This window comes from Brevundimonas pishanensis (genome assembly GCF_022750635.1).
In the GTDB taxonomy this organism is placed as follows: Bacteria; Pseudomonadota; Alphaproteobacteria; order Caulobacterales; family Caulobacteraceae; genus Brevundimonas; species Brevundimonas pishanensis.
The window spans coordinates 45,131-65,543 of the sequence record NZ_JAJKBG010000005.1 but is presented as its reverse complement, the minus strand read 5'-3'; the positions used below and the strand labels follow the sequence as shown (position 1 = coordinate 65,543).

Sequence of the window (20,413 nt, the reverse complement as noted above, 5' to 3'; positions counted from 1 at the left end):
CGACATTCTGCCGCAAGTAAATTGATAACAGTTCTCATTAGCGCATCCATTTTTTCTTTAGTACCGCCCGACAAAGGCGGGGTTGACTGTTCCACTGTTACAGCATAGTGAAGCGCGCGACATGACAGACACCCTTGCCAATCCTCCGAAAGACGCCGCCCGCGAGGCGCTGCTGGACGCGCTTTTGTCCATGCAGTCGCGCGAGGAGATGGCCGCCTTGCTGGCCGACCTTTGCACCCCTGCGGAACTTCGCGCCTTTACCGAGCGCCTGCAGGTCGCGCGTCTGTTGGATGCGGGGGGCAAGTCATATCGCGAGATCGCTGCAGAGGCGGGGGCCAGCCCCACCACCGTGGTCCGCGTCGCCCGCTATCTGAAGGACATGCCGCATCAGGGCTATCGCATCGCCCTGGACCGCATCGCCTCCGCTGACTGAATTCTGACCCGAGAAAGTAATCCCATGAGCACCGCACAAGGTCGGCTCCGTATCGCCATTCAGAAATCCGGCCGTCTGGCCGACCGCTCGCTGGACCTGATCCGCGACGCCGGCCTGAAATGGGTGAAGGGTCATAACGAACTGCTGTATCGCGTCGAAAACTATCCCATCGATCTGATCCGCGTGCGCGACGACGACATCCCCACCTTCGTGGCCGATGGCGTTTGCGATCTCGGCATCGTCGGCGAGAACGTTCTGGAGGAAGGCCGCAACGGTGGCCCGAACGCCGAGATCGTCATGCCGCTGGGCTTTGGCCGTTGCACGCTGAAGCTGGCCACCCTGCCGGGTGACTGGAATGGCGCCAAGGATCTGGAAGGTCAGCGCGTCGCCACCTCCTATCCCAACATCCTGAAACGTTATCTGGAAGCCGAAGGCGTCAAGGCCGAGGTCGTGCTGATGCGCGGCGCAGTGGAAGTGGCCCCGCGCATGAAGCTGGCCGCCGCCATCTGCGATCTGGTTTCCACCGGCGCAACACTGGAGGCCAACGGCCTTGTCGCCCGCGACACGGTGTTTGAATCCCAGGCCGTCCTGATCAAATCGCCCAAGGCTCCGGAGCCGGAACTGGCCGACCTGTTGGACAGCGTGATGGAGCGCATGTCGGGCGTGATCGCCTCGTCAGGTGCGAAATATGTGATGATGAACGCCCCGCGCGCGGCGCTGGACGAGATCATCGCCATCCTGCCGGGTGCCGGTTCGCCGACCATCATGCCGCTGGCCGGTCGTGATGATGCGGTTGCTGTGCACGCCGTGTGTCAGGAAGCTGTATTCTGGGAGACGCTCGAGAAGCTGAAGGCCGTTGGTGCCTCGGCCATCCTCGTCCTGCCCATCGAGAAGATGATGTGATGAAGACGTTCGACTGGTCCCAACTGGACGAAGCCCAAAAGCGCGAGGCTCTGGCCCGTCCCGCCCACCGCGCGGCGGCAGACGTCACCGGCGTGGTGCGCGAGATCATGCAGGACGTGGCGCTGCGTGGCGGTGCTGCGGTCAATGACTGGTGCATCAAGCTGGACGGTGCCCCGCCGCGCCGTTTCGCGATCAATAACGAGACGCTGAACGCGGCTCGCGATCAACTGGCCCCTGCCGACACCCGCGCCATACGCATGGCCGCCGAAAATATCCGCGTCTTCCATCAGGCCACCAAGCCCGAGGACAGCGCCCTGATCGAGACAACGGCAGGTGTGCGCTCCAAGCTGGCATGGCGCGCCATTGGCGCTGCGGGCATCTATGTGCCCGGCGGCACGGCACCTCTGTTTTCGTCGCTATTGATGCAGGCTATTCCGGCGCAGGTCGCAGGCGTTAAAACCCGCGTCGTCGTCACCCCGCCGTCCAAGGATGGCTCAGTCCACCCTGCGATGATTATCGCCGCCGCCGAGGCTGGCCTTGATGCCATCTGGGCCATCGGCGGTGCTCAAGCCATCGCCGCCCTGACCTTTGGCGTCGAGTTGGAAGACGGCATCATTCCGCGCTGTGACAAGCTGTTTGGTCCGGGCAATGCCTATGTGGCCGAGGCCAAGAAACAGGCCAACGCCCTGCCCGCCGGTCCTGCCGTCGACATGCCTGCCGGTCCGTCCGAAGTGATGGTCGTGGCCGACAGCGCCGCCGATCCCGTCATCGCCGCTGCCGACCTGCTGAGCCAAGCCGAGCACGACAAGGACGCACAGGTCATCCTCGTCGCCACGACCAAAACGGCGCTCACCGCCATTCTGGAAGAGGTCGAGGAACAGGTCTCCACCCTGCCGCGCGAAGAGATCGCCCGCGCCTCGCTTTCCGAGGCCCGCGCCATCCTCGCCCGCGATCCGAATGACGTGATCGAGGTCATCAATATGTATGGCCCCGAACACCTCGCGCTGCAGACCGAGGACGCCGGTGATCTGGTCGACCGCATCGAAGCCGCCGGTGCCATCTTCGTCGGGGGCTGGGCCGCCGAGACGCTGGGCGACTATGCCGCTGGCCCCAGCCACGTCCTGCCGACCGATGGCGGAGCGCGCACGCTGGGTGGCCTGACCACCGCCAGCTTCATGACCTCGATGTCGGTGCAATACGTCAACGAAGAGGGTGCCCGCGCCCTTGGCCCGATTGCCGCCCGCCTTGCGCGACTGGAAGGCCTCGAAGGCCATGCCCGCGCCGCAGACTACAGGAGCGAGGCATGAGCCTTCCCGCCCCGTATGCCCCACTGGTCTCCGGTGCCGAAGGTCTGGACAGCTATCCGTCCAACCCGTCGGCACTGGCCGCGCGCATGGCCGAAATCTATGGCGTGGAGGCCGAGCAGGTCCTGCCCGTTCGCGGCCTGACCCACGCGCTGGAACTGGTCTACCGTCTGGCCGCTCGTGACGGTGGATCAGTCGAAGCCCCCAAGGCCGAGCCCTACACCACTCTGTCGGCTATCTATCCGGACCGTGGCGAGCCGCTGGCAGTCATCGCCCGCGCCATTGGATCGGTCGAGGCCATTGCCGAAATGGCTGCCCGCGTCGCCCCCGGCCTGCTGGTCGTGGACGAAGGCGTGATCGAGTTTTCGGATGCCACCTCGGCCACCACGGTCATTGGCGACAATCCAAACCTTGTCGTCCTGCGCAGCCTGTCGCTGGCCTATGGTCTGGCCGGAGCACGCGTGGGCGCTGCCATCGGTCAGGCCGACACGCTGGCGCGTCTGGCTTCGGTGCTGGAGCCCTATGCCCTGCCCGCCCCCCTGGTGAAGCTGGCTATGCAGGTTCTTGACCCGTCGCGCCTGCTGGAAAGCAAGGAGCGGATTGCCACCGTCCGTCGCGAACGCGAGCGCGTAGAGCGCGAACTGGCACGCGTTGTCCCCGTCGATAAGGGTGTGGGTCCGGTGCTGATCGCCCGCCCCGAGGACCTGAACGGTTCGCTGGGTCAGCTTAAAGCTTTTGGTATTGCGGCCGACATTGACGGCGACCGTCTGCGCCTGCCGATTTCGCTAAAGGCCGAGGTCAACGACCGCCTGCTGGCGGCCTTTGGTCTGAACATCGCCAAGGCCCGCGCTCCGCGCATCGGCCAGTCCGTCCGCGACACCAAGGAGACGCGCATCGTCTGCGCGGTGAACCTTGATGAAACCTGTCCGGTCAAAATCGAAACCGGCGTCGGCTTCTTTGACCACATGCTGGAACAGATCGCGGCACACGGCGGCTTTTCACTGCGCCTGAAGTGCGAGGGTGACCTGCACACCGATCCGCACCACACCATCGAAGACAGCGCCATCGCTCTGGGCCAAGCGCTGAAACAGGCTCTAGGCGAGCGTAAGGGTATCCAGCGCTACGGCTTTGTCCTGCCGATGGACGAGGCCAATGCGGTTGTTTCTATCGACCTGTCAGGCCGTCCCTTCCCTGTGTTCGAAGGCACGTTCGATACGCCCTTCCTCGGCGACTATCGCACCGACATGACCGCCCACGTCTTCCGCTCGCTGGCCGAGCACCTGGGTGCGGCGGTGCATATCAAGGTCACCGGAACCGACGATCACCACAAGACTGAGGCCTGCTACAAGGGCTTTGGCCGTGCGCTGCGTCAGGCCATCAAGGTCGAGGGCGACGCCATCCCTTCTACCAAGGGTGTTCTATGAGCAACGTCACCCTGATCGGTTACGGCTCCGGTAATATCGCCTCTGTGCGATTTGCTCTGGAGCGCTTGGGCGCACGCGTTCGCGTGACGGCAGATCCGGTCGATGTACTGGATGCCGAGCGTGTCATCCTGCCAGGCGTCGGCGCGGCGGGCTACGCCATGAAGCGTCTGGAGGCCCTCGGATTGGTCGAGGCCTTGCGGGCCTTCGAACGCCCGCTGATGGGCGTATGTCTGGGGCAGCAGCTTTTGTTCGAAGCGTCTGACGAGGACGGCGATGTGCCGATGCTGGGCCTCATCCCCGGTCGCGTTACTGCTATCGAGCCCAAACCCTCCATGCCGTCCCCCCACATGGGCTGGAGCCGCCTGACCAAGCGTCGTGACGATCCGTTGCTGGAAGGCGTCAACGATGGCGAGTGGGCCTATTTCGTCCACGGCTTTGTCTGCCCCGATGGCGAGGCGACCATTGCCGCAGCCGACTACGGCCTGCCCGTGCCCGCAGTGGTGAATCACAAGAACCGCTGGGGCTGCCAGTTCCACCCCGAGCGCTCGGCCAAGACCGGCGCGCGTATCCTTAAAAACTTCCTCGAGTTGCCCGCATGATCATCTATCCCGCCATTGACCTGAAAGACGGTGTTGCGGTGCGTCTGATGCACGGCGACTTCGACAAGGTCACCCGTTACGACGACAACCCCGCCAGCCGCCTCGCCGCCTTTGCCGCCGAAGGAGCCGAATGGGTGCACATCGTTGACCTCGACGGTGCCAAGGCCGGCGGTGCCCGTCAGTACGAACTGGTCGGGGACATGGCAAAAGCCGTGGACGTCAAAATCCAGTGCGGCGGCGGTGTTCGCTCCGAGGACGATATCAAACGCCTGCTCGGCAACGGCGTCGCCCGCGTCGTGGTCGGCTCGCTGGCCGTGACCCAGTCCGATCAGGTTCTGGCTTGGCTCGACCAGTTCGGCCCCGAAGCCATCACCTTGGCCCTGGACGTGAAATACGAAGACGGCCTTCCTGTGCCTGCACTGAAGGGTTGGACCCAGTCTGCAGGTGTGGACCTTTGGACCGTGCTGGACCGCTATCCGCCGGAGCTGCTGCGTCACGTCCTGATGACCGACGTCAGCCGCGATGGTGCCCTGACGGGCGTGAACCTTGACCTGCTCAGCGAGGCCCTGCGCCGTCGCCCCGATCTGAAGCTGCAAGCTTCTGGTGGCGTTGCGACCGTCAAGGACCTGAAGGCCGCCCGCGATATCGGTTGTGACGGTGCCATCACCGGTCGCGCCATCTACGAGGGTAAGTTCACCGTCGCCGAAGCGATCAAGGCTGTTTCATAATGACGGCTCGCCGCATTATCCCCTGTCTTGACGTGAAGGACGGTCGCGTCGTCAAAGGCGTGCGCTTCGAAGGCCACGTCGATATGGGCGATGCCGCCGAACTGGCCGCCCGCTATCGCGACGAAGGGGCGGACGAGCTGGTCTTTTATGACATCACCGCCAGCCCCGAAGGCCGCACCCTCGACTATTCGTGGGTACAGGACATCGCGCGGTTGCTGGACATTCCGTTCTGCGTCGCGGGCGGTATCCGCACGGTCGAACAGGCCGCACGCTGCCTCGACCACGGCGCGGACAAGGTGTCCATCAACTCGCCCGCTCTGGAGCGCCCCGAACTCATTGCCGAGATGGCGCAGGTTCTGGGTCGCCAGTGTGTCGTGGTCGGTGTCGACAGCGCGTTTCAGGATGGTGAGTGGAAGGTCCACAAATACACCGGCGATCCCAACGCCCGCCAAGGCGCTGGCAAGCTGACGCTCGACTGGATTCTCGAAGCCCAGAAGCTTGGTGCAGGCGAAATCGTGCTGAACTGCATCGATCAGGACGGCGTGCGCAAAGGCTATGATATTGCCCAACTCTCAGCGGTGCGCGAGCGCCTAACTATCCCGCTGGTCGCCTCTGGCGGCGCTGGCGCGATGGAGCATTTCCTGTCGGCTTTCAAAGACGCCGATGTCTCCGGCGCACTGGCGGCCAGCGTCTTCCACTCCGGCGCTATCGCCATCCCCGATCTCAAAACCTACCTCGACCAGAACGGGGTGGAGGTACGCATATGAGCGATCTGAAAAATTCCGTGGACGTGTCCGCCATCGACTTCGCCAAGGGTAACGGTCTGATCCCCGCCGTGGTGCAGGATGCGGATACCCTTCAGGTGCTGACCCTCGCCTATATGGACGAGGCAGCCCTGAAGGAAACTTTGGAAAGTGGGCAGGCCACTTTCTTCTCGCGCTCGCGTGGCGGGCGCTGGCGCAAGGGCGAGACCTCGGGCGACTTCCTGAATGTCGTCTCGGTGACGCCGGACTGTGATGCCGATGCTGTTGTGGTGAAGGTACGTCCGGTCAACGCAAACGCCTGCCATCTTGGCCGCCCGTCCTGCTTTGGTGACGAGGCAGCACCGGGCGTAGGCCAGTTGGCCAAGCTGGAACGCACCATTGCCGTTCGAGCCAAGGCTGATCCCTCCGAGAGTTGGACCGCGCGACTGGTCGAAAAGGGCGTCAAACGCATTTCACAAAAAGTCGGCGAAGAAGGCGTCGAGACCGCGCTTGCCGCCACCGCAGGTCCTGATGAGGAAGTCGCTAACGAGGCGGCCGATCTCATCTACCACCTGCTGGTCCTGCTCTACGCACGCGGCATGAAGCTGCAGGACGTACTGGACGTGTTGCACGCCCGCGAAAAGTAAAGTGACGAAGTCACCTTTCCGAAATGAACCCCGATAACATGGGAGTGTTTTGTGGGTTGGGCTCTATAAGATTACAGCTGTCCAAAATCGAACACAGTGTTCGTCTCGGAGATTGAATATGTCGCGAATGATCCGTCCTGTGCTGGGTGCCTGTCTGGTTATGGCAGCACTGGCAACTTCGGCTCAGGCTCAGGATTGGCGCGGGACGCCCGTCTACGGCACTGCCCGTCTGTCCGCAGGCTTCACGCCTGATCCCCACACCGTCGATTTGACGGCGGGCGGCCCGATTGACGCTTCGCGCGTCAATGCCAGCGACTGTGTCGGCAATATCGGTGGCAACCCCGACTATGTCGTGAACTACTCCGCTGACGACATGCCGCTGTATATCCGCGCCTCGTCGGATTCCGATGTATCTCTGGTGGTGCGTGATCCGCGCGGCAACTGGCAGTGCAACGACGATACCAATAGCTTTGACCCGGAAGTGTCCTACGGCTCGCCGCGCTCTGGCAGCTACGCCATCTGGGTTGGTGCCGTTGGCGAGAACACTGTCTCGGCAAGGCTCGAGATTTCCGAGATCAGCGGCGAGAGCGCGGGCTCTAGCGATGGCGTCGATACCAGCGCCGAGGCGACGTTCGGCGAAGTCATCCTGCGTTCGGGCTTCACCCCCGATCCGGCTGTCGTGGACATTACCGCAGGCGGCACCATCCGCGCTTCCAACCTCGATTCCTCGTGCGCTGGCGTAATCGCCTCCGCCCCCGACTATGAGGTCACCTATCGCGACGGCGGCAACTTCCCGCTGACCTTCACCTTCCGTGCGAAGGGCGACACCACTCTGGTCATCAATGCGCCGGATGGTTCGTGGTACTGCGATGATGACAGTGGCGGCGGCAACAACCCGCGTGTTGTGTTCCGCGATGCTATGGACGGTGTCTATGACATCTGGGTCGGCACCTTCGGCGATGACCCCATCCCCGGCAAGCTGTCGATCAGCGAAGTCCAATAACCAACATAAACGCCGTTTTGTCGCGTACCGCAGTTAGGCTACGTGGCAGTATTTGGGCCCGTTGGCGCCAAGTTTGGGTCGCGTGGTAAAAAACTTATCACGCGGCTGTGAACCCTTCGGCACATAACGGCGTTTATGTTTTTTGCACTTCCATCCGCAAGGAGCACCCATGCGCAAGATCGTACTCGCCGCCCTGACCGTCGCTGCTATGACTGGCCTGGCTGCCTGCCAGAACGCCGCTGAAAAAGAAGCAGATGCCAAGGCTGATGCTGTTGAAGCCAACGCCGACGTCGCCGTGACCCAGCTTGAAAATCAAGCTGACGCTGCTGCGACCGACGCTGCCAAGGACGCTCTGAACGCCCAGGCTGACGCTGTCGAAGATAATGCCGACCAGAAGGCGGACGCCATCCGTGACGGCGCTGCTGCCGCTCCGGCTGCTCCGGCTGCGACCAACTAATCGGTCAGCGACCTTAGAAATAGAGAGCCCCGTCGGCATTGTCGGCGGGGTTTTTCTTTGCCCTGACCAGCCCTTGGTTTGTGTAGGCGTGCACATACTGCCAAGGTGGCTTCGCGTAACACGACAGAGATTTGTTTCATGATCGATCTACCGCTCGAACCGGCCCTTCAACCTCAAGAGCCGACACGCGTGGCGGAAATCATAGTCAGGGCCGCACGCATACCGCCCTTGTCGGCTGAAGCCGCCTTTGCCGAAGTGCAGATCGACGCGGAGAAGGTCCGACGCAGCCAGCGCATTGATCAGGCCTTGGGCAGCGTACCCGCCGCCACTCTGTTCCGTCGCGCCGACAGCCTGGCTGCAAATCCGACCACGCAGGGGCTGTCGCTGCGCGCTATTGCTCCCACAGGGGCGGGACGCGCACTGGTGACGCTGGATGGCGTGCCGATCAATGATCCGTTTGGCGGCTGGGTCATCTGGGGCCAGATCATTCCCGAGGGCATAGGGCGACTGGACCTTGTGCGAGGCGCGGGCTCCGGCCCCTATGGCGCAGGGGCGCTGACCGGAACGGTCCGCCTTGAAGAGAGTGATCAGGAAGGCGGGCTGCTCGATTTTTCTGCGGGAAGCCGTGGCGCTTTGAGGGCCGCCGCGCTGGGCCGCGTGCAGGCTGGTCGCGCCGCCCTTACCTTGGCAGGCAGTCACGAGACCAGTGATGGCTATGTGCCCGTGCGCGGTCCTGCGGCAGGTTTGGCAGACGTGCCCATGGATTTGCTGAACCAGACCCTTTCGGGCCGTCTGGACTACGGTTTCGACAATGACGTCCAGTTGTCTATCCGTGCGGCGGGCTGGGAAGAAGACCGGGGCTCGGGACTGGGATCCAACCGCGCCAACGCCTCGGGCCACAGTGTGTCAGCAACACTGGCCCGCTCGATCGGTGCCGACGGCCTCTCGTGGAAGCTTCAGGCGTGGGAGATCCAGAGCAATCTGTTCAACAGCTCCGGTGCGGTTTCGGCGGCTCGCAACACCCTCACACCTGCGAATGTTCAGTACCGCACGCCCGCCAGAGGGCGCGGTGCCAATGCGGCCCTTCGCGGCGAGACAGGTTTGGCCTCCGGACAGATGCAGTGGGAAGTTGGCTTGGACGCCCGCTTCAATGACGGCGAGACACAGGAACTGTTCCGCTACATGCAGGGCGAGTTCACGCGGGGCCGCAGAGCGGGTGGTGAGGCCTCGGTCGTCGGCGGCTACGTCGATGCCTCGTGGCGCGCAGGCCCTTGGCTGCTGGCGGGCGGGCTTCGTTTGGACCAGTGGGAAAACAAGAGCGGCTTCCGCATCGAAGACGACCAGCTAACCGGTGCCGTCACGCTGGACGAAAGCGAAGAGCAACGCCGCGACGAGGTCATGAGCGCCCGTTTCGGTATCCGGCGTGCCATGGGCAACGGCTGGAGTGCCCGCGCGGCGGCCTATTCAGGTTTCCGGCCCGCTACCCTTAACGAGCTTCACCGGCCTTTCCGCGTGGGCAATGACTTGACCGAAGCCAATGCCGCACTGGTGCCGGAGAAACTGAAGGGTCTCGATATCGGGGTGGGCCACGAAGGGACGCGCCACGCCCTCAGCGCGTCGGTCTTTGCCAATACAATCGAGGATGTCGTTGTAAACGTCACGCTGGCACAAGGACCCGGAACATTCCCCCGCGCAGGCTTTGTGCCCGATGGGGGCGTCCTGCGACAGCGCCTGAACGCCGGCACCGTCGAGGCCGTCGGCGTCGAACTGTCCGGTGAGTATCGCATCGCGGACACCCTGATCGTACGCGGTGCCCTGGCGTGGACCGATGCCGAAATGGACGGCGGATCGGCGGCGACGCAACTGACGGGACTTCGTCCCGCACAGGCTCCTGAATGGAGCGGCAATGTCGGGGCCGACTGGCAGGCAACCCCGACCTTAATGCTCGCAGTCACCGCCCGCTACGAATCCGATCGCTATGACGACGATCTGAATCTTCGCGTCCTGAAGGCGGGCTGGACGGTCGATGCCCGCGCCGAATGGCAGGTCGTGCCCAATGCGGCGATTTGGCTGGCGGCGGATAATCTGCTGGACGAGGAAATCGAGACCTCGATGACCGCCACCGGCGTGGCCGGATACACCGCACCGCGCACCGTCCGCGCAGGCGTTCGCCTGAGCTACTGAATAAAAAAAGCCCCGCTGGATGATCCGGCGGGGCTTTTGTCATTGTTTAGTAGAAACTGATGCTGCCGACTTCGAGCCATGCGCGGCTACCGCCTTCGCGCACCATGCCCAAGCGCAAGTCAAAGATGTGGGTGGCGTCGAACGGAGCACCTTGACCACCGTCGCGCAGAGCCACGGGGGTCAGTGCATCGAACGGCACCTCGATCTCGGCCCACTCCGAAGAGGCATTGAAGCGGCCGGTCCAAGATCCCGCCAGACCGCGCAGTCGCAGATCATACGGCATGCCGTCCCCGCGAACCTTCAGCCTGATGCCGCGGTATCCGGACAGGTCCGCAGGTTCGATGCCGCCCCGTGCCATCGGAAAGATTACGCCAGCAGTCGGGCTGTACTTTTGCGACATGCGGGCCGCGATCGACAGATAGCGGGTGCCGTCTTCGCCGGTCACGATCTGGCTGATCTGGCTGGTGCGATCCTGCCCCCCGTCGAAGTCCTCGACGCGAAGCGTATCCAGATTGGTGCGGCCATCGGGGCGCGTGAAGTCATCAACCGTCGCGCCGACCTTTACGGGCGGTAAGGTAGGCTGACGGTTCGCTTGCGGCAATGCGACACCCAACCCGTGGACCACCTTGCCGTCGATCAGCACAGCGTGGGTCTTGCGAACATCCGAAATCTGTTCCCACGGTCGGCCATCGACCAGCACCAGATCAGCCCGCTTGCCGACCTCGATGGTGCCGCGGTCCGCGATCATGCCCATGGCCTGCGCGCTATTGGCGGTACCGGCCATGAGGGCCTCAGTCGGCGTCAGTCCCGCCTGAACCAGCAACTCCATCTCGTGCAGGGTCGAGGAGCCATGTGGCGTGCCCGTCATGCCAGCATCGGTGCCGAGCGCGATCAGGATGCCTGCGTCGTGCAGGCGCTTCACATTCGAAAGCGCGTAGCCAAATTTGCGAACAGACTGGCGCAAGCGCGGGCTGTCAGGATCCGACGGTGCCGCCTGTCCCGGTTTGACGGGTTCATAAACGGCCAGCGTGGGCGCATAGGCCGTGCGTGCGGCTTTCATTGCCTCGACAGTGGCGTCATCCAGTTCGCGATCTTGCAGGCTGTGGACGATGATATCGACACCGGCGCGTGCCGCGAAACTGGCGCGTTCGACTGTAACCGTGTGGGTCACGACCTTGAGGTTCGCCTTATGGGCCTCGTCGACGATGGCCTTCAGGGTCCATTCGTCCATGCTGGTGTTATCTGCCGACTGGCCATAGCGCCAACCATCGGCAAAGACCTTGATCAGGTCCGGCTGATAAGGCGTGATGGCCTGAACGCCCGCACGTCCGGCTTCGGGGGTATTGGCCCAGCGCGTCGTGTTTTGATCCGCCCAATCCGCTCCATGTCCGCCCGGCGTGGACATGCGCGCTGTGAGATTGACGTGCGGCGTTGCTAGTTGCGACAGCCAGCGACGGCGGGGTTCGAAGCTCTCGGGCGGCTGATGGAAGTCGTTCACCATGGTCACGCCCGCTTGAACGTAAGCGGTCGCCACGTCTGGCGTCATTGCGGGATCACCGCCGGGCGTCCAGTGGGTGTGAACGTCCCAGAACCCCGGAAGCAAGGCCTTGCCCTCGGCACGGATCACCCGCGCTCCACGCGGTGCCCGCACGTCGGGGCCTACAGCGGCGATTCTTCCGTCTCGGATGATCACATTGGCGGCGTGGGGCGCAGAGCCGGTCGCGTCGAAGACCGTCGCGCCAATAATGGCAATCGCCTGATTGTCGCTGGAGGGTGCAAAGCCCCCCAGTGCCGCAAAGCCGACCGCACCCAGCAGGGTACGGCGCACCACCTTCATGGAAGTACTCATACTTGAAGTTCCCTCGACGAATGCCCCTCTGCATCCGGTGATGCGGATGTAAGCCAGACCGTAGAAAGAGAACAGCAAAAGCCGCACACCGCGAGGCGTTCGGTTAGGGATTGCCGATGTATGAGAGAATGGTGGACGCGACAGGGATTGAACCTGTGACCCCTACGATGTCAACGTAGTGCTCTCCCGCTGAGCTACGCGTCCGCCTGTTCTGCGGCCCGTCCAAGTTGCCTTGGTGGGCGGGAAGGCCCGTCGTATAGCCGCGGATTTACGGAATCGGCAAGAGGTTTTTTCAACCTTTTCCGATATTTTTGAGATTACGCTGCAATCATACGATCGACCTCGTCGACCAGGTCCTTCAAATGCACAGGCTTGGCCAGAACCTTGGCTTGGGGCGAAGCCTGCGCCGCCGTAAGGGCTACGGCTGCAAATCCCGAAATGAACATGATCTTCATTCCGGGATCGCGCGCACTCGCATTGCGGGCCACTTCGATGCCGTCCGCGCCCGGCATAACAATGTCGGTTAGCAGCAGATCAAATGGATGGACTTCGAGCGCATCGATGGCGTCGTCGCCGTTCTCGCAATCGATGACGTCATGCCCGGCCCGCTCCAATGCGCGTTTCAGGAAACCGCGAAGGGAGGAATCATCTTCGGCCAGAAGAATACGCGCCATTAGAATCTCTGAGGTGATGTCGTCGTTGCAGTTCAGCTAACATCGACGTGTAAACCAGCAATGAAGGTCAGGCCACCACCGCGCGAATTACGACCATTCAGGACGCGTAAATCGAATTGCTCTAAGACAGGAAGGTATGGACGCCGCCTCCCTCACTCCGTCTGGCCTGCAAAGGGACAGTGATGCCTTCGAGGTGCGTCGTCCCGCGACGGATCGCGTGACCGGTCTAGTGTTTTGCTCTCCGCATTCGGGGTCAATCTATCCTGAAGACATGCACTCCGATCTCGACGAGACACGCTTGCGGTCGGTCGAGGACGCCGCAATGGATCGTTTGATCGCTAGCGGTATGTCGGCAGGGGCCACGCTATTGCTGGCGCGCTATGGGCGGGCCTATGTCGACCTGAATCGCGCCGAGACCGACCTTGATCCGGCGCTGATTGCCGACTGTCCCTTTGATCAACCGACCCCGAAAACCATTGCGGGCTATGGCGTGTTGCACCGGGTCAGCGGCGATGGCGAGCCGCTGTATCAACGGCGGCTCACCCTGGCGGAGGCCGAGGCGCGACTGGACAAGGTTCATCGCCCCTATCATCGACAACTGACCCGGTTGATGCACGACGCGCGCAAAGAGGCCGGTCGGGCTGTGTTGATCGACTGGCATTCCATGCCCAGGCGCGCCACAGGTCCGAACGGGCCGGACATCGTGCTCGGGGACCGTCATGGCTCAAGTTGCGATTCGGTGTGGACCCGTAGCCTGCGTGCTCTGTTCGAAGCGCAGGGGTGGCGCGTGGGTCTGAACCGCCCCTATGCCGGCGGCTATGCGACCCAGCTCTGGGGCCAGCCCGAGGATGGTTTTCACGCAGTGCAGATCGAAGTGAACCGGCGTCTGTATTGGGACGAGGGCTCACACACTCCTGCGGCAGGTTGGAAGCGCTGCGAAACCGCTTTGAGACGGGTCATCGCACAGTTCTGCGCCATGGCCGAAGCCGACACAGGCGTGCGCAGATAAAAAAAAGCCGCGCCAAACCGGCGCGGCTATAAAAGTCTATAGGGAGGAAACGCCCAGGAAGGGCGAGACGCTCAAAAGCGTCAGACCTCAACTTAGGTTGCAGCGCACAAAATATCAACCACGGATTCGCGACCTTCTTTCACGGCGTGTTTCGGAAGTTGTCACAAAATGCCGAAAACGCGGGCCTCGATGCTCGTTGCCGCATGAATCGTGCGACTAAGGTCTCAATATATCGGTGCTATTTATTTTCCAGCATACGTCTGGCGGCACGCACAGCCTGTGCGGCGGGCGAGGCGGACTGACGCCACAGTAGCAAGGCCATCACCGATACGACGCTGAGCAGCAGCCAGACCGAACCAAACAACCACGCTGCACCTGCTAAGGCGAAATAATAGCCGCGCACCCCGCGATTGAAGGACGCGAGCGCAGGATTGAGAACCTTGCCCACCGTCACGCCAAACGCATCGCGATCAACCTCGTCACCGATTTCCGGGGCGGCACCGATCAGGGCGACAGTGTAGTTGAGCTGTCGCAGGGCCCAGACGAAATCGAGCAATCCGCGCGCGAGCGTCAGAAGAACCAGCGCCAGCTTGCCTTCCAGCAAACGTACAGGTGCCGCGTCGGCACTGACGGCCATAATGCCGCGTATCGCGCTTTCTCCCCCGAACAACACGCCTGCCACTGCGGCGATAAGGATCAGGTTCGTCGAGGCAAAGAAGGATGCCGAGGACATGGTGTGGCCCATCAACTGGCTGTCCACCAGCCGGAGCTGGCGCACGGTCATGGCGCGCATCCACGCATCGCGCACCACCAGCATGTCCGAGTTTAGCGATCCCGCGTGACGGGCGATCACTTTCAGCAGGGGATCATAGCCGATCCACACCAGCAAAAAGACAATCAGTGCAATCCAGTCCAGCAACTGCATATTCTTCAAACCCGCTATGGCATCCGGACCATCGTCGACTTAATCCAAGCGACGCTTGCCGTAAGGCGTCGCAAAGCTTATCACGCCCGCCAACTTCTTTCGCATCTGCAATAGAGCACGAACATGAACATCGACGCCATTCCGGTCGGTAAGGACGCTCCGTGGGACGTCAACGCCATCATCGAAATCCCGGCCAGCGGCTCGCCGGTCAAGTACGAGATGGATAAGGAATCGGGCGCTCTGTACGTCGACCGCTTCCTGTCGACCCCGATGGTCTATCCGGCCAACTACGGCTTCATCCCGCACACCCTGTCGGACGATGGCGACCCGTGCGACGTGCTGGTGCTGAGTCCGTATCCGGTTGTCGCTGGCAGCGTTCTGCGCTCGCGTCCGATCGGCGTGCTGATCATGACCGACGAAGCTGGCCGCGACGAAAAGATCCTGTGCGTGCCGGTCGATAAGATGACCCCGTTCTACAAGGACGTCACCTCGTACGAACAACTGCCGGAAATCCAGCTGCAGCAGATCGAGCACTTCTTCACCCGCTACAAAGACCTCGAAAAAGGCAAGTTCGTGAAGATCGACCGTTGGGGCTCGGCTCAGGAAGCTGCTGACCTGATCGTTGCCGGTCAGGCTGCACACCAAGCCAAGCTGGCCGCCAAGTAAAACCGGCCTCGGGTTAAAGATTTAAGGGCGTTGCGGGTAACCGCAGCGCCCTTTTTCTTGGCCCCTACCCTCGCCCGCGTTATGGCATGCGGAGCATTCAGGAGTGTTGCCACCATGATGACCGCCATCTTCGTCTTCATCAAATGCGAGCTGGGCTTCGCCAATGATGTAGCGGCCGATCTAGTCGATAACGTTCAGCACATCAGCGAGGTTTATTCGATCTCGGGTGATCATGATCTGCTGGCCAAATTCCACCTGCCCAAGGACATGGACATCGGCACCTTCGTGACCAAACAGGTCCAGACCCGTCCTAATATCCGCGACACCTATACCGTCATCACCTTCTCGCCCTTCCTGCCCACGAAGGGGTGATCGACGGGCGCCGTCCTAGACAGTAGCCAATCGAAACGCATGTGATAACGTCGTTCCCGAAGGTGGCCCGCCAGAGGCCGCCAACAAGGGGAAACGACCACGATGAGCGATCTGGAAGCGTTCCGCGCCGAGGTGCGGAGCTGGCTGGAAGAAAACTGTCCGCCCGAAGTGCGCGGGCCGATTGAATCCGAAAACGATATGATTTGGGGTGGCCGGAAGGCCACCTTCAAGACGCCCGCCCACAAGCTCTGGATGGAGCGGATGGGATCGCGCGGCTGGACCGCGCCGGAATGGCCGGCCGAATACGGCGGTGGCGGCCTGTCGCGCGCCGAAGCCAAGGTGCTCTCCAGCGAACTGCGCCGTATCAAGGCGCAGCCTGCGCTGAACAGCTTCGGCATCTGGATGCTCGGCCCTGCGCTTCTGGCGTTCGGCACCGAAGAGCAGAAGAAGCATTTCCTGCCGCAGATTGTGCGCGGCGAAATCCGCTGGTGCCAGGGCTATTCCGAGCCGGGCTCGGGCTCCGACCTCGCCTCGCTGCAAACCCGTGCCGAGGATCCTTCTCCAGATAATGGGGGCGACCACTGGATCGTCAACGGCCAGAAGATTTGGACCTCCTACGCTGACAAGGCCGACTGGATCTTCTGCCTCGTCCGCACCGACCCGACGAACAAACATCGCGGCATCAGTTTTGTGCTGTTCGACATGGAAACGCCGGGCGTCTCCACCCGCCCCATCACCCTCATCTCCGGCAAGTCGCCTTTCTGCGAGACCTTCTTCGACAATGTGCGCGTCGAGAAAGCCAATCTCGTGGGCGAACTGAACCGTGGCTGGGACGTCGCCAAATATCTGCTGGCGCACGAGCGCACCATGATCGGCGCTATGGGCGAAGGCATGGGCCGCCCTCTGGGCGAGGTTGCCCGCGATAGCATCGGCACCGACGAGCAGGGCCATCTGGATGACCCCATGCTGCGCGCCCGCATCGCCGAATGGGAGCTGGACGGCGCGGCCTTCAGGCTGGCGATGGACAGCGCCGTGGACCGTATGAAGGCCGGACAGGCGCATCCGGCGCTGGCGTCCGTGTTGAAATACTATGGCTCGGAACTGAACAAGCGCCGTTTTGAACTGCTTATGTCAGCAGGGGGCTATGACGCGCTGGAGTGGGAGGGCGAGCGTTCACATGATGGCGACACCGCCCGCAACTGGCTGCGTACCAAGGCCAACTCCATCGAGGGCGGGACCACCGAGGTCCAGCTCAATATCATCGCCAAACACCTGCTGAACCTGCCGGGAGCTTAAGCCATGCCTTTGATCCTGACTGAAGAGCAGGTGATGCTGAAAGATGCCGTGCACGGCTTCCTGAGCGAGAACGCGCCTATCAAACACTTGCGCCAGTTGCGCGACAGCCGTGATGCCGATGGCGTCTCGCGCGATCTGTGGCGGGCCTTTGGCGAGATGGGCTTTGCCGGTGTGATCATTGGCGAGGAACATGGCGGCTCGGGCCTTGGCGCCGTCGAGGCGGGCGTGATCGCCGAAAGCCTTGGCCGCACCCTTACGCCCTCGCCCTTCCTCGGCTCGTCGGTCCTGTCGGCCACGGTGTTGAAGGAGGTGGGCAACACTGATCAGCAGTTCTGGCTATCCAAGATTGCTGCGGGCGAGGCCATCGTCTCGCTAGCCGTCGATGAGGGCCCCAAACACGCCCCGCACAAGTCCACCACCCGCTATGAGCGCAGCGGCAACGGCTTCAAGCTGGACGGGGCCAAGGCTATGGTTCTGGACGGCCATATCGCCGATTCCCTGATCGTCGCCGCCCAAGGCGATGACGGCCTCAGCCTGTTTCTGATCAACCCGAAGACGGTGGGCGTAAAGGTCGAGCGCACCGTCATGGTCGATGCCCACAACGCCGCCCGCATCACCCTGTCCAACGTCGAGGTCGATGCCGATGCCCTACTGGGCGAGGTCGGGGGCGGACAGGCAGCGCTCGACAAGGCGCTATCGCTGGGCCGCGCCGTCACGGCGGCCAGTTTGAATGGCGCAGGCGACCAAGCCTTCCACATCACCGTTGAATACCTGAAAACCCGCCAGCAGTTCGGCAAGCTGATCGGCGAGTTTCAAGCCCTGCAGCACCGCGCCGCCCACCTGTATACCGAACTGGAACTGACCAAGGCGGCGACGCTGGGGGCGCTCCAGGCCGTCGACGAAGGCAAGGGGGGTGCTGACCTCTCCACCTCCATCGCCAAGGCCAAGGCCGGCCGCGTCGCCGAACTGGCGGTGCAGGAAGGCGTACAGATGCACGGGGGCGTCGGCATGACGGACGAGTTCGACATCGGCCTGTTCATGAAACGGGTCCGCGTGCTGAACGAGACGCTTGGGGACAGCCACTATCACCTGAACCGTCTGGCCACCGCACGCGGTTATTAAGCGCACTTGCTAAGCGCGGGACGGCTGGGCAAGGCTGTCGGCATGAGTGATTTGCCGCAGCCTTCCCAGCCTGCTCGTGCGCGTCGCGGGCGTCGCCTGCCCTGCGCCCCTGTTGCCCATGCCGAGGTGAAGGGGTTCAAGGACATCCGGCTGACGGTATCGGCGGCGGAAGCCTCGCTGGCGACGGCTGCGGACAGACTTTCCCTGCCCCGCTCGGGCTGGACGTCGGGGCGGTTCGACATTCTGGCCCTGTCCGGCGGCGCGGCAGGCGGGGCCTATGGCGCAGGAGCTATGACCGGCTGGACCGAAACCGGCACACGACCGGAGTTCGCATTGGTCACCGGCGTCAGTACCGGAGCCTTGATCGCCCCACTCGCCTTTCTGGGTCCGCAATGGGATGCCAAGCTGAAGGACGCCTACACCGGCGGCCATGCACGGCAGTTGCTAAGCCCGCGTCGTCTGGCCCCGATGTTCAGCGGCGGCTTGCTGAAATCGGATGCCCTTCACAGCCTCATCGAACCCTTTGTCGATGCCGACCTGATCGCAGCCATTGCCGAACAGCATGCCCGCGGGCGACGCCTGTTGGTGGCGACCACCGACCTTGACCATCAGGCCTGCTGCATCTGGGATATGGGCGCGATTGCCAGCCATGGTGGCGACAAGGCGCTGAACCTGTTCCGTGAGGTGCTGGTGGCCTCGGCCAGCCTGCCGGGCATCTTCAGTCCGCACCGGATCACCACCGAATATGACGGCTGCACCTTTGAGGAAATGCATGTCGATGGCGGTGTCTCGGCTCCGCTCTTCATTATGCCTGACGGCCTGTTGCGCTGGAACAAGCTGGGCAGGCGGCTGAAGGGCGGGCGGGTGCATGTGATCGTCAACACCATGCTGGACCCGCAGCCACGCCCTGTCGCCCCGAACCTGCCCGCCGTGATGACGCGCAGCTTCGAGGCCATGCTGCGGTTTTCCTATCGTCAGTCGCTGATTACCGCGACCACCCTGTGCGCGGCGCAAGGCATTCCGCTCAAGACCGCATCCATCCCCAACGAGATCCGTGCCAGCAATCTGCTGAACTTTGACACAGCGGCGATGGAGGCTCTGTTCAACGAAGGCCGCAAGCGAGCCATATCGGGCGAGCTATGGTCGACCGAGGTGCCGACCACGGGGCTGGAGCGCCTCGCCGAAGCGCTCAACCTGCCCAGCTTCCGCTAGGCGTCAGCCTTCCTTCTTAGAGGCCTCGGCAACAGCCTTGGCGGCCATCTTCGCCAGTACGCGGCCACGACCCTGCGCCAGCGCATGGATCACGCCGCGGAAGGTCGCCACTTCCTGCTCGCTGAACTGGGCGCGGCCCAGCATGACGCGCAGATTCTGGCTCATGGAGCGTTTCTTCTCGGGCGGGTGGAAGAAGCCACCATTGTCGAGCTCTGCTTCCAGATGCTCGTACATACCCATCAGTAAATCGCCGGATGCAGGGCCTTCCTGTTCGCGGAAGCTGGGCGGAGGAGCATCCATCACCGTCGTGCGCCACTCATAGGCATTGATCGCTACGGCCTGAGCCAGATTAAGCGACTGGTGGCGCGGATCGATCGGAATGGTGGTGATACCCGCACACAGCGCAATGTCGCCGGTCTCCAATCCCGAACGTTCCCCACCAAACAGCAAGCCGCACTTCAGACCCGATGCCGTTTCGTCATAGAGGATGCGCGCGCTTTCACGCGGAGTGCGCACCGGCTGGCGCGTCTCGCGCGGCCGCGCCGTCGTGGCGAAGACAATGTTCAGGTCGTGGATGGCGTCCGCCACCGTATCGAACACCTTGATGCCTTCCAGCACCCAGTCTGCCCCCGATGCCGTGGCCCAGGCACGCTCCTGTGGCCAGCCGTCACGTGGACTGACAAGGCGCAGTTCCGACAGGCCGAAGTTCGCCATGACACGGGCCACCGAGCCGATGTTGTCGGCCAGCTGGGAACGGTCGAGGATGACGACGGGAGGGGTAAGTTCGCGGGGTGCAGTATCGCTCATGGCGGCCTCTTTAAACGCGAAGGCCGCCCCTGCGAAGGCGGAGCGGCCCATTGCGA

At 62.7% G+C, this 20,413-nt stretch carries 21 protein-coding genes and 1 tRNA gene; 17 read left to right on the top strand and 5 right to left on the bottom strand.

Going from position 1 to position 20,413, the window contains the following annotated elements; all coding sequences use genetic code 11:
• Positions 1-121 precede the first annotated feature (121 nt).
• From LOX95_RS10620 to LOX95_RS10570, 11 genes are all read left to right on the top strand, one after another.
• Positions 122-433, top strand: a complete 312-nt coding sequence (locus LOX95_RS10620) for a YerC/YecD family TrpR-related protein (protein ID WP_242914458.1) — start codon at positions 122-124, stop codon at positions 431-433.
• 24 nt (positions 434-457) lie between these two features.
• The gene (gene hisG, locus LOX95_RS10615; protein WP_242914457.1) at positions 458-1,336 is read left to right on the top strand and encodes an ATP phosphoribosyltransferase; all 879 of its coding nucleotides are present in this window, start codon (positions 458-460) and stop codon (positions 1,334-1,336) included.
• A complete protein-coding gene (gene hisD, locus LOX95_RS10610; RefSeq protein WP_242914456.1) occupies positions 1,336-2,643 on the top strand; it encodes a histidinol dehydrogenase in 1,308 nt (435 codons plus the stop codon). Before hisG ends, hisD begins: the two co-directional genes overlap by 1 nt.
• Positions 2,640-4,064: an imidazoleglycerol-phosphate dehydratase HisB gene (hisB, locus tag LOX95_RS10605; RefSeq protein ID WP_242914455.1), complete on the top strand. Its 1,425-nt coding sequence runs from the start codon at positions 2,640-2,642 to the stop codon at positions 4,062-4,064. Before hisD ends, hisB begins: the two co-directional genes overlap by 4 nt.
• The gene (gene hisH, locus LOX95_RS10600) at positions 4,061-4,663 is read left to right on the top strand and encodes an imidazole glycerol phosphate synthase subunit HisH (protein WP_242914454.1); all 603 of its coding nucleotides are present in this window, start codon (positions 4,061-4,063) and stop codon (positions 4,661-4,663) included. The genes hisB and hisH overlap by 4 nt, the downstream gene beginning before the upstream one ends.
• Positions 4,660-5,391, top strand: a complete 732-nt coding sequence (gene hisA, locus LOX95_RS10595; RefSeq protein WP_242914453.1) for a 1-(5-phosphoribosyl)-5-[(5-phosphoribosylamino)methylideneamino]imidazole-4-carboxamide isomerase — start codon at positions 4,660-4,662, stop codon at positions 5,389-5,391. The genes hisH and hisA overlap by 4 nt, the downstream gene beginning before the upstream one ends.
• Positions 5,391-6,158 carry an imidazole glycerol phosphate synthase subunit HisF gene (hisF, locus tag LOX95_RS10590; protein WP_242914452.1) on the top strand — a complete coding sequence of 256 codons (768 nt, stop codon included), beginning with the start codon at positions 5,391-5,393 and terminating at the stop codon, positions 6,156-6,158. The genes hisA and hisF overlap by 1 nt, the downstream gene beginning before the upstream one ends.
• A complete protein-coding gene (gene hisIE / locus LOX95_RS10585; RefSeq protein ID WP_242914451.1) occupies positions 6,155-6,781 on the top strand; it encodes a bifunctional phosphoribosyl-AMP cyclohydrolase/phosphoribosyl-ATP diphosphatase HisIE in 627 nt (208 codons plus the stop codon). The genes hisF and hisIE overlap by 4 nt, the downstream gene beginning before the upstream one ends.
• A 118-nt stretch (positions 6,782-6,899) precedes the next feature.
• Positions 6,900-7,784 (top strand): peptidase, encoded by an 885-nt coding sequence (locus tag LOX95_RS10580; RefSeq protein ID WP_242914450.1) that lies wholly within the window; start codon positions 6,900-6,902, stop codon positions 7,782-7,784.
• Between the two features lie 169 nt (positions 7,785-7,953).
• Positions 7,954-8,241, top strand: a complete 288-nt coding sequence (locus tag LOX95_RS10575; RefSeq protein WP_242914449.1) for a hypothetical protein — start codon at positions 7,954-7,956, stop codon at positions 8,239-8,241.
• A 138-nt stretch (positions 8,242-8,379) separates the two neighbouring features.
• Entirely contained in the window at positions 8,380-10,425 is a 2,046-nt protein-coding gene (locus tag LOX95_RS10570) for a TonB-dependent receptor (RefSeq protein ID WP_242914448.1), read from the top strand.
• Positions 10,426-10,471: 46 nt separating this feature from the next.
• On the opposite strand, the gene LOX95_RS10565 is transcribed toward LOX95_RS10570, so the two are convergent.
• From LOX95_RS10565 to cpdR, 3 genes are all read right to left on the bottom strand, one after another.
• Positions 10,472-12,274 carry a CIA30 family protein gene (locus tag LOX95_RS10565; RefSeq protein ID WP_242914447.1) on the bottom strand — a complete coding sequence of 601 codons (1,803 nt, stop codon included), beginning with the start codon at positions 12,272-12,274 and terminating at the stop codon, positions 10,472-10,474.
• Between the two features lie 129 nt (positions 12,275-12,403).
• Positions 12,404-12,478 (bottom strand) — tRNA-Val (locus tag LOX95_RS10560).
• Positions 12,479-12,591: 113 nt separating this feature from the next.
• Entirely contained in the window at positions 12,592-12,948 is a 357-nt protein-coding gene (cpdR, locus tag LOX95_RS10555; protein WP_242914446.1) for a cell cycle two-component system response regulator CpdR, read from the bottom strand.
• Between the two features lie 136 nt (positions 12,949-13,084).
• On the opposite strand from cpdR, the gene LOX95_RS10550 reads away from it, so the two are divergent.
• Positions 13,085-13,957, top strand: coding sequence for an N-formylglutamate amidohydrolase (locus tag LOX95_RS10550; protein WP_427846585.1), 873 nt, complete (start codon positions 13,085-13,087; stop codon positions 13,955-13,957).
• 238 nt (positions 13,958-14,195) lie between these two features.
• On the opposite strand, the gene LOX95_RS10545 is transcribed toward LOX95_RS10550, so the two are convergent.
• Positions 14,196-14,882 carry a DUF599 domain-containing protein gene (locus LOX95_RS10545; RefSeq protein ID WP_242914848.1) on the bottom strand — a complete coding sequence of 229 codons (687 nt, stop codon included), beginning with the start codon at positions 14,880-14,882 and terminating at the stop codon, positions 14,196-14,198.
• Positions 14,883-15,005: 123 nt separating this feature from the next.
• Here LOX95_RS10545 and ppa point away from each other — a divergent pair, with 123 nt between their 5' ends.
• The 5 genes from ppa (at position 15,006) to LOX95_RS10520 (ending at position 19,550) form a co-directional block, all read left to right on the top strand.
• The gene (gene ppa / locus LOX95_RS10540; RefSeq protein WP_242914444.1) at positions 15,006-15,548 is read left to right on the top strand and encodes an inorganic diphosphatase; all 543 of its coding nucleotides are present in this window, start codon (positions 15,006-15,008) and stop codon (positions 15,546-15,548) included.
• A gap of 114 nt (positions 15,549-15,662) precedes the next feature.
• The gene (locus LOX95_RS10535) at positions 15,663-15,920 is read left to right on the top strand and encodes an Lrp/AsnC family transcriptional regulator (RefSeq protein ID WP_242914443.1); all 258 of its coding nucleotides are present in this window, start codon (positions 15,663-15,665) and stop codon (positions 15,918-15,920) included.
• Between the two features lie 102 nt (positions 15,921-16,022).
• Entirely contained in the window at positions 16,023-17,216 is a 1,194-nt protein-coding gene (locus LOX95_RS10530) for an acyl-CoA dehydrogenase family protein (protein WP_242914442.1), read from the top strand.
• A 3-nt stretch (positions 17,217-17,219) separates the two neighbouring features.
• Positions 17,220-18,338, top strand: coding sequence for an acyl-CoA dehydrogenase family protein (locus tag LOX95_RS10525; protein ID WP_242914441.1), 1,119 nt, complete (start codon positions 17,220-17,222; stop codon positions 18,336-18,338).
• 42 nt (positions 18,339-18,380) lie between these two features.
• Positions 18,381-19,550, top strand: a complete 1,170-nt coding sequence (locus LOX95_RS10520; RefSeq protein ID WP_242914440.1) for a patatin-like phospholipase family protein — start codon at positions 18,381-18,383, stop codon at positions 19,548-19,550.
• 3 nt (positions 19,551-19,553) lie between these two features.
• Here LOX95_RS10520 and LOX95_RS10515 read toward each other — a convergent pair whose 3' ends face one another.
• Complete coding sequence (locus LOX95_RS10515; RefSeq protein ID WP_242914439.1) at positions 19,554-20,357, bottom strand: RNA methyltransferase; 804 nt, start codon at positions 20,355-20,357, stop codon at positions 19,554-19,556.
• Between the last annotated feature and the right edge of the window lie 56 nt (positions 20,358-20,413).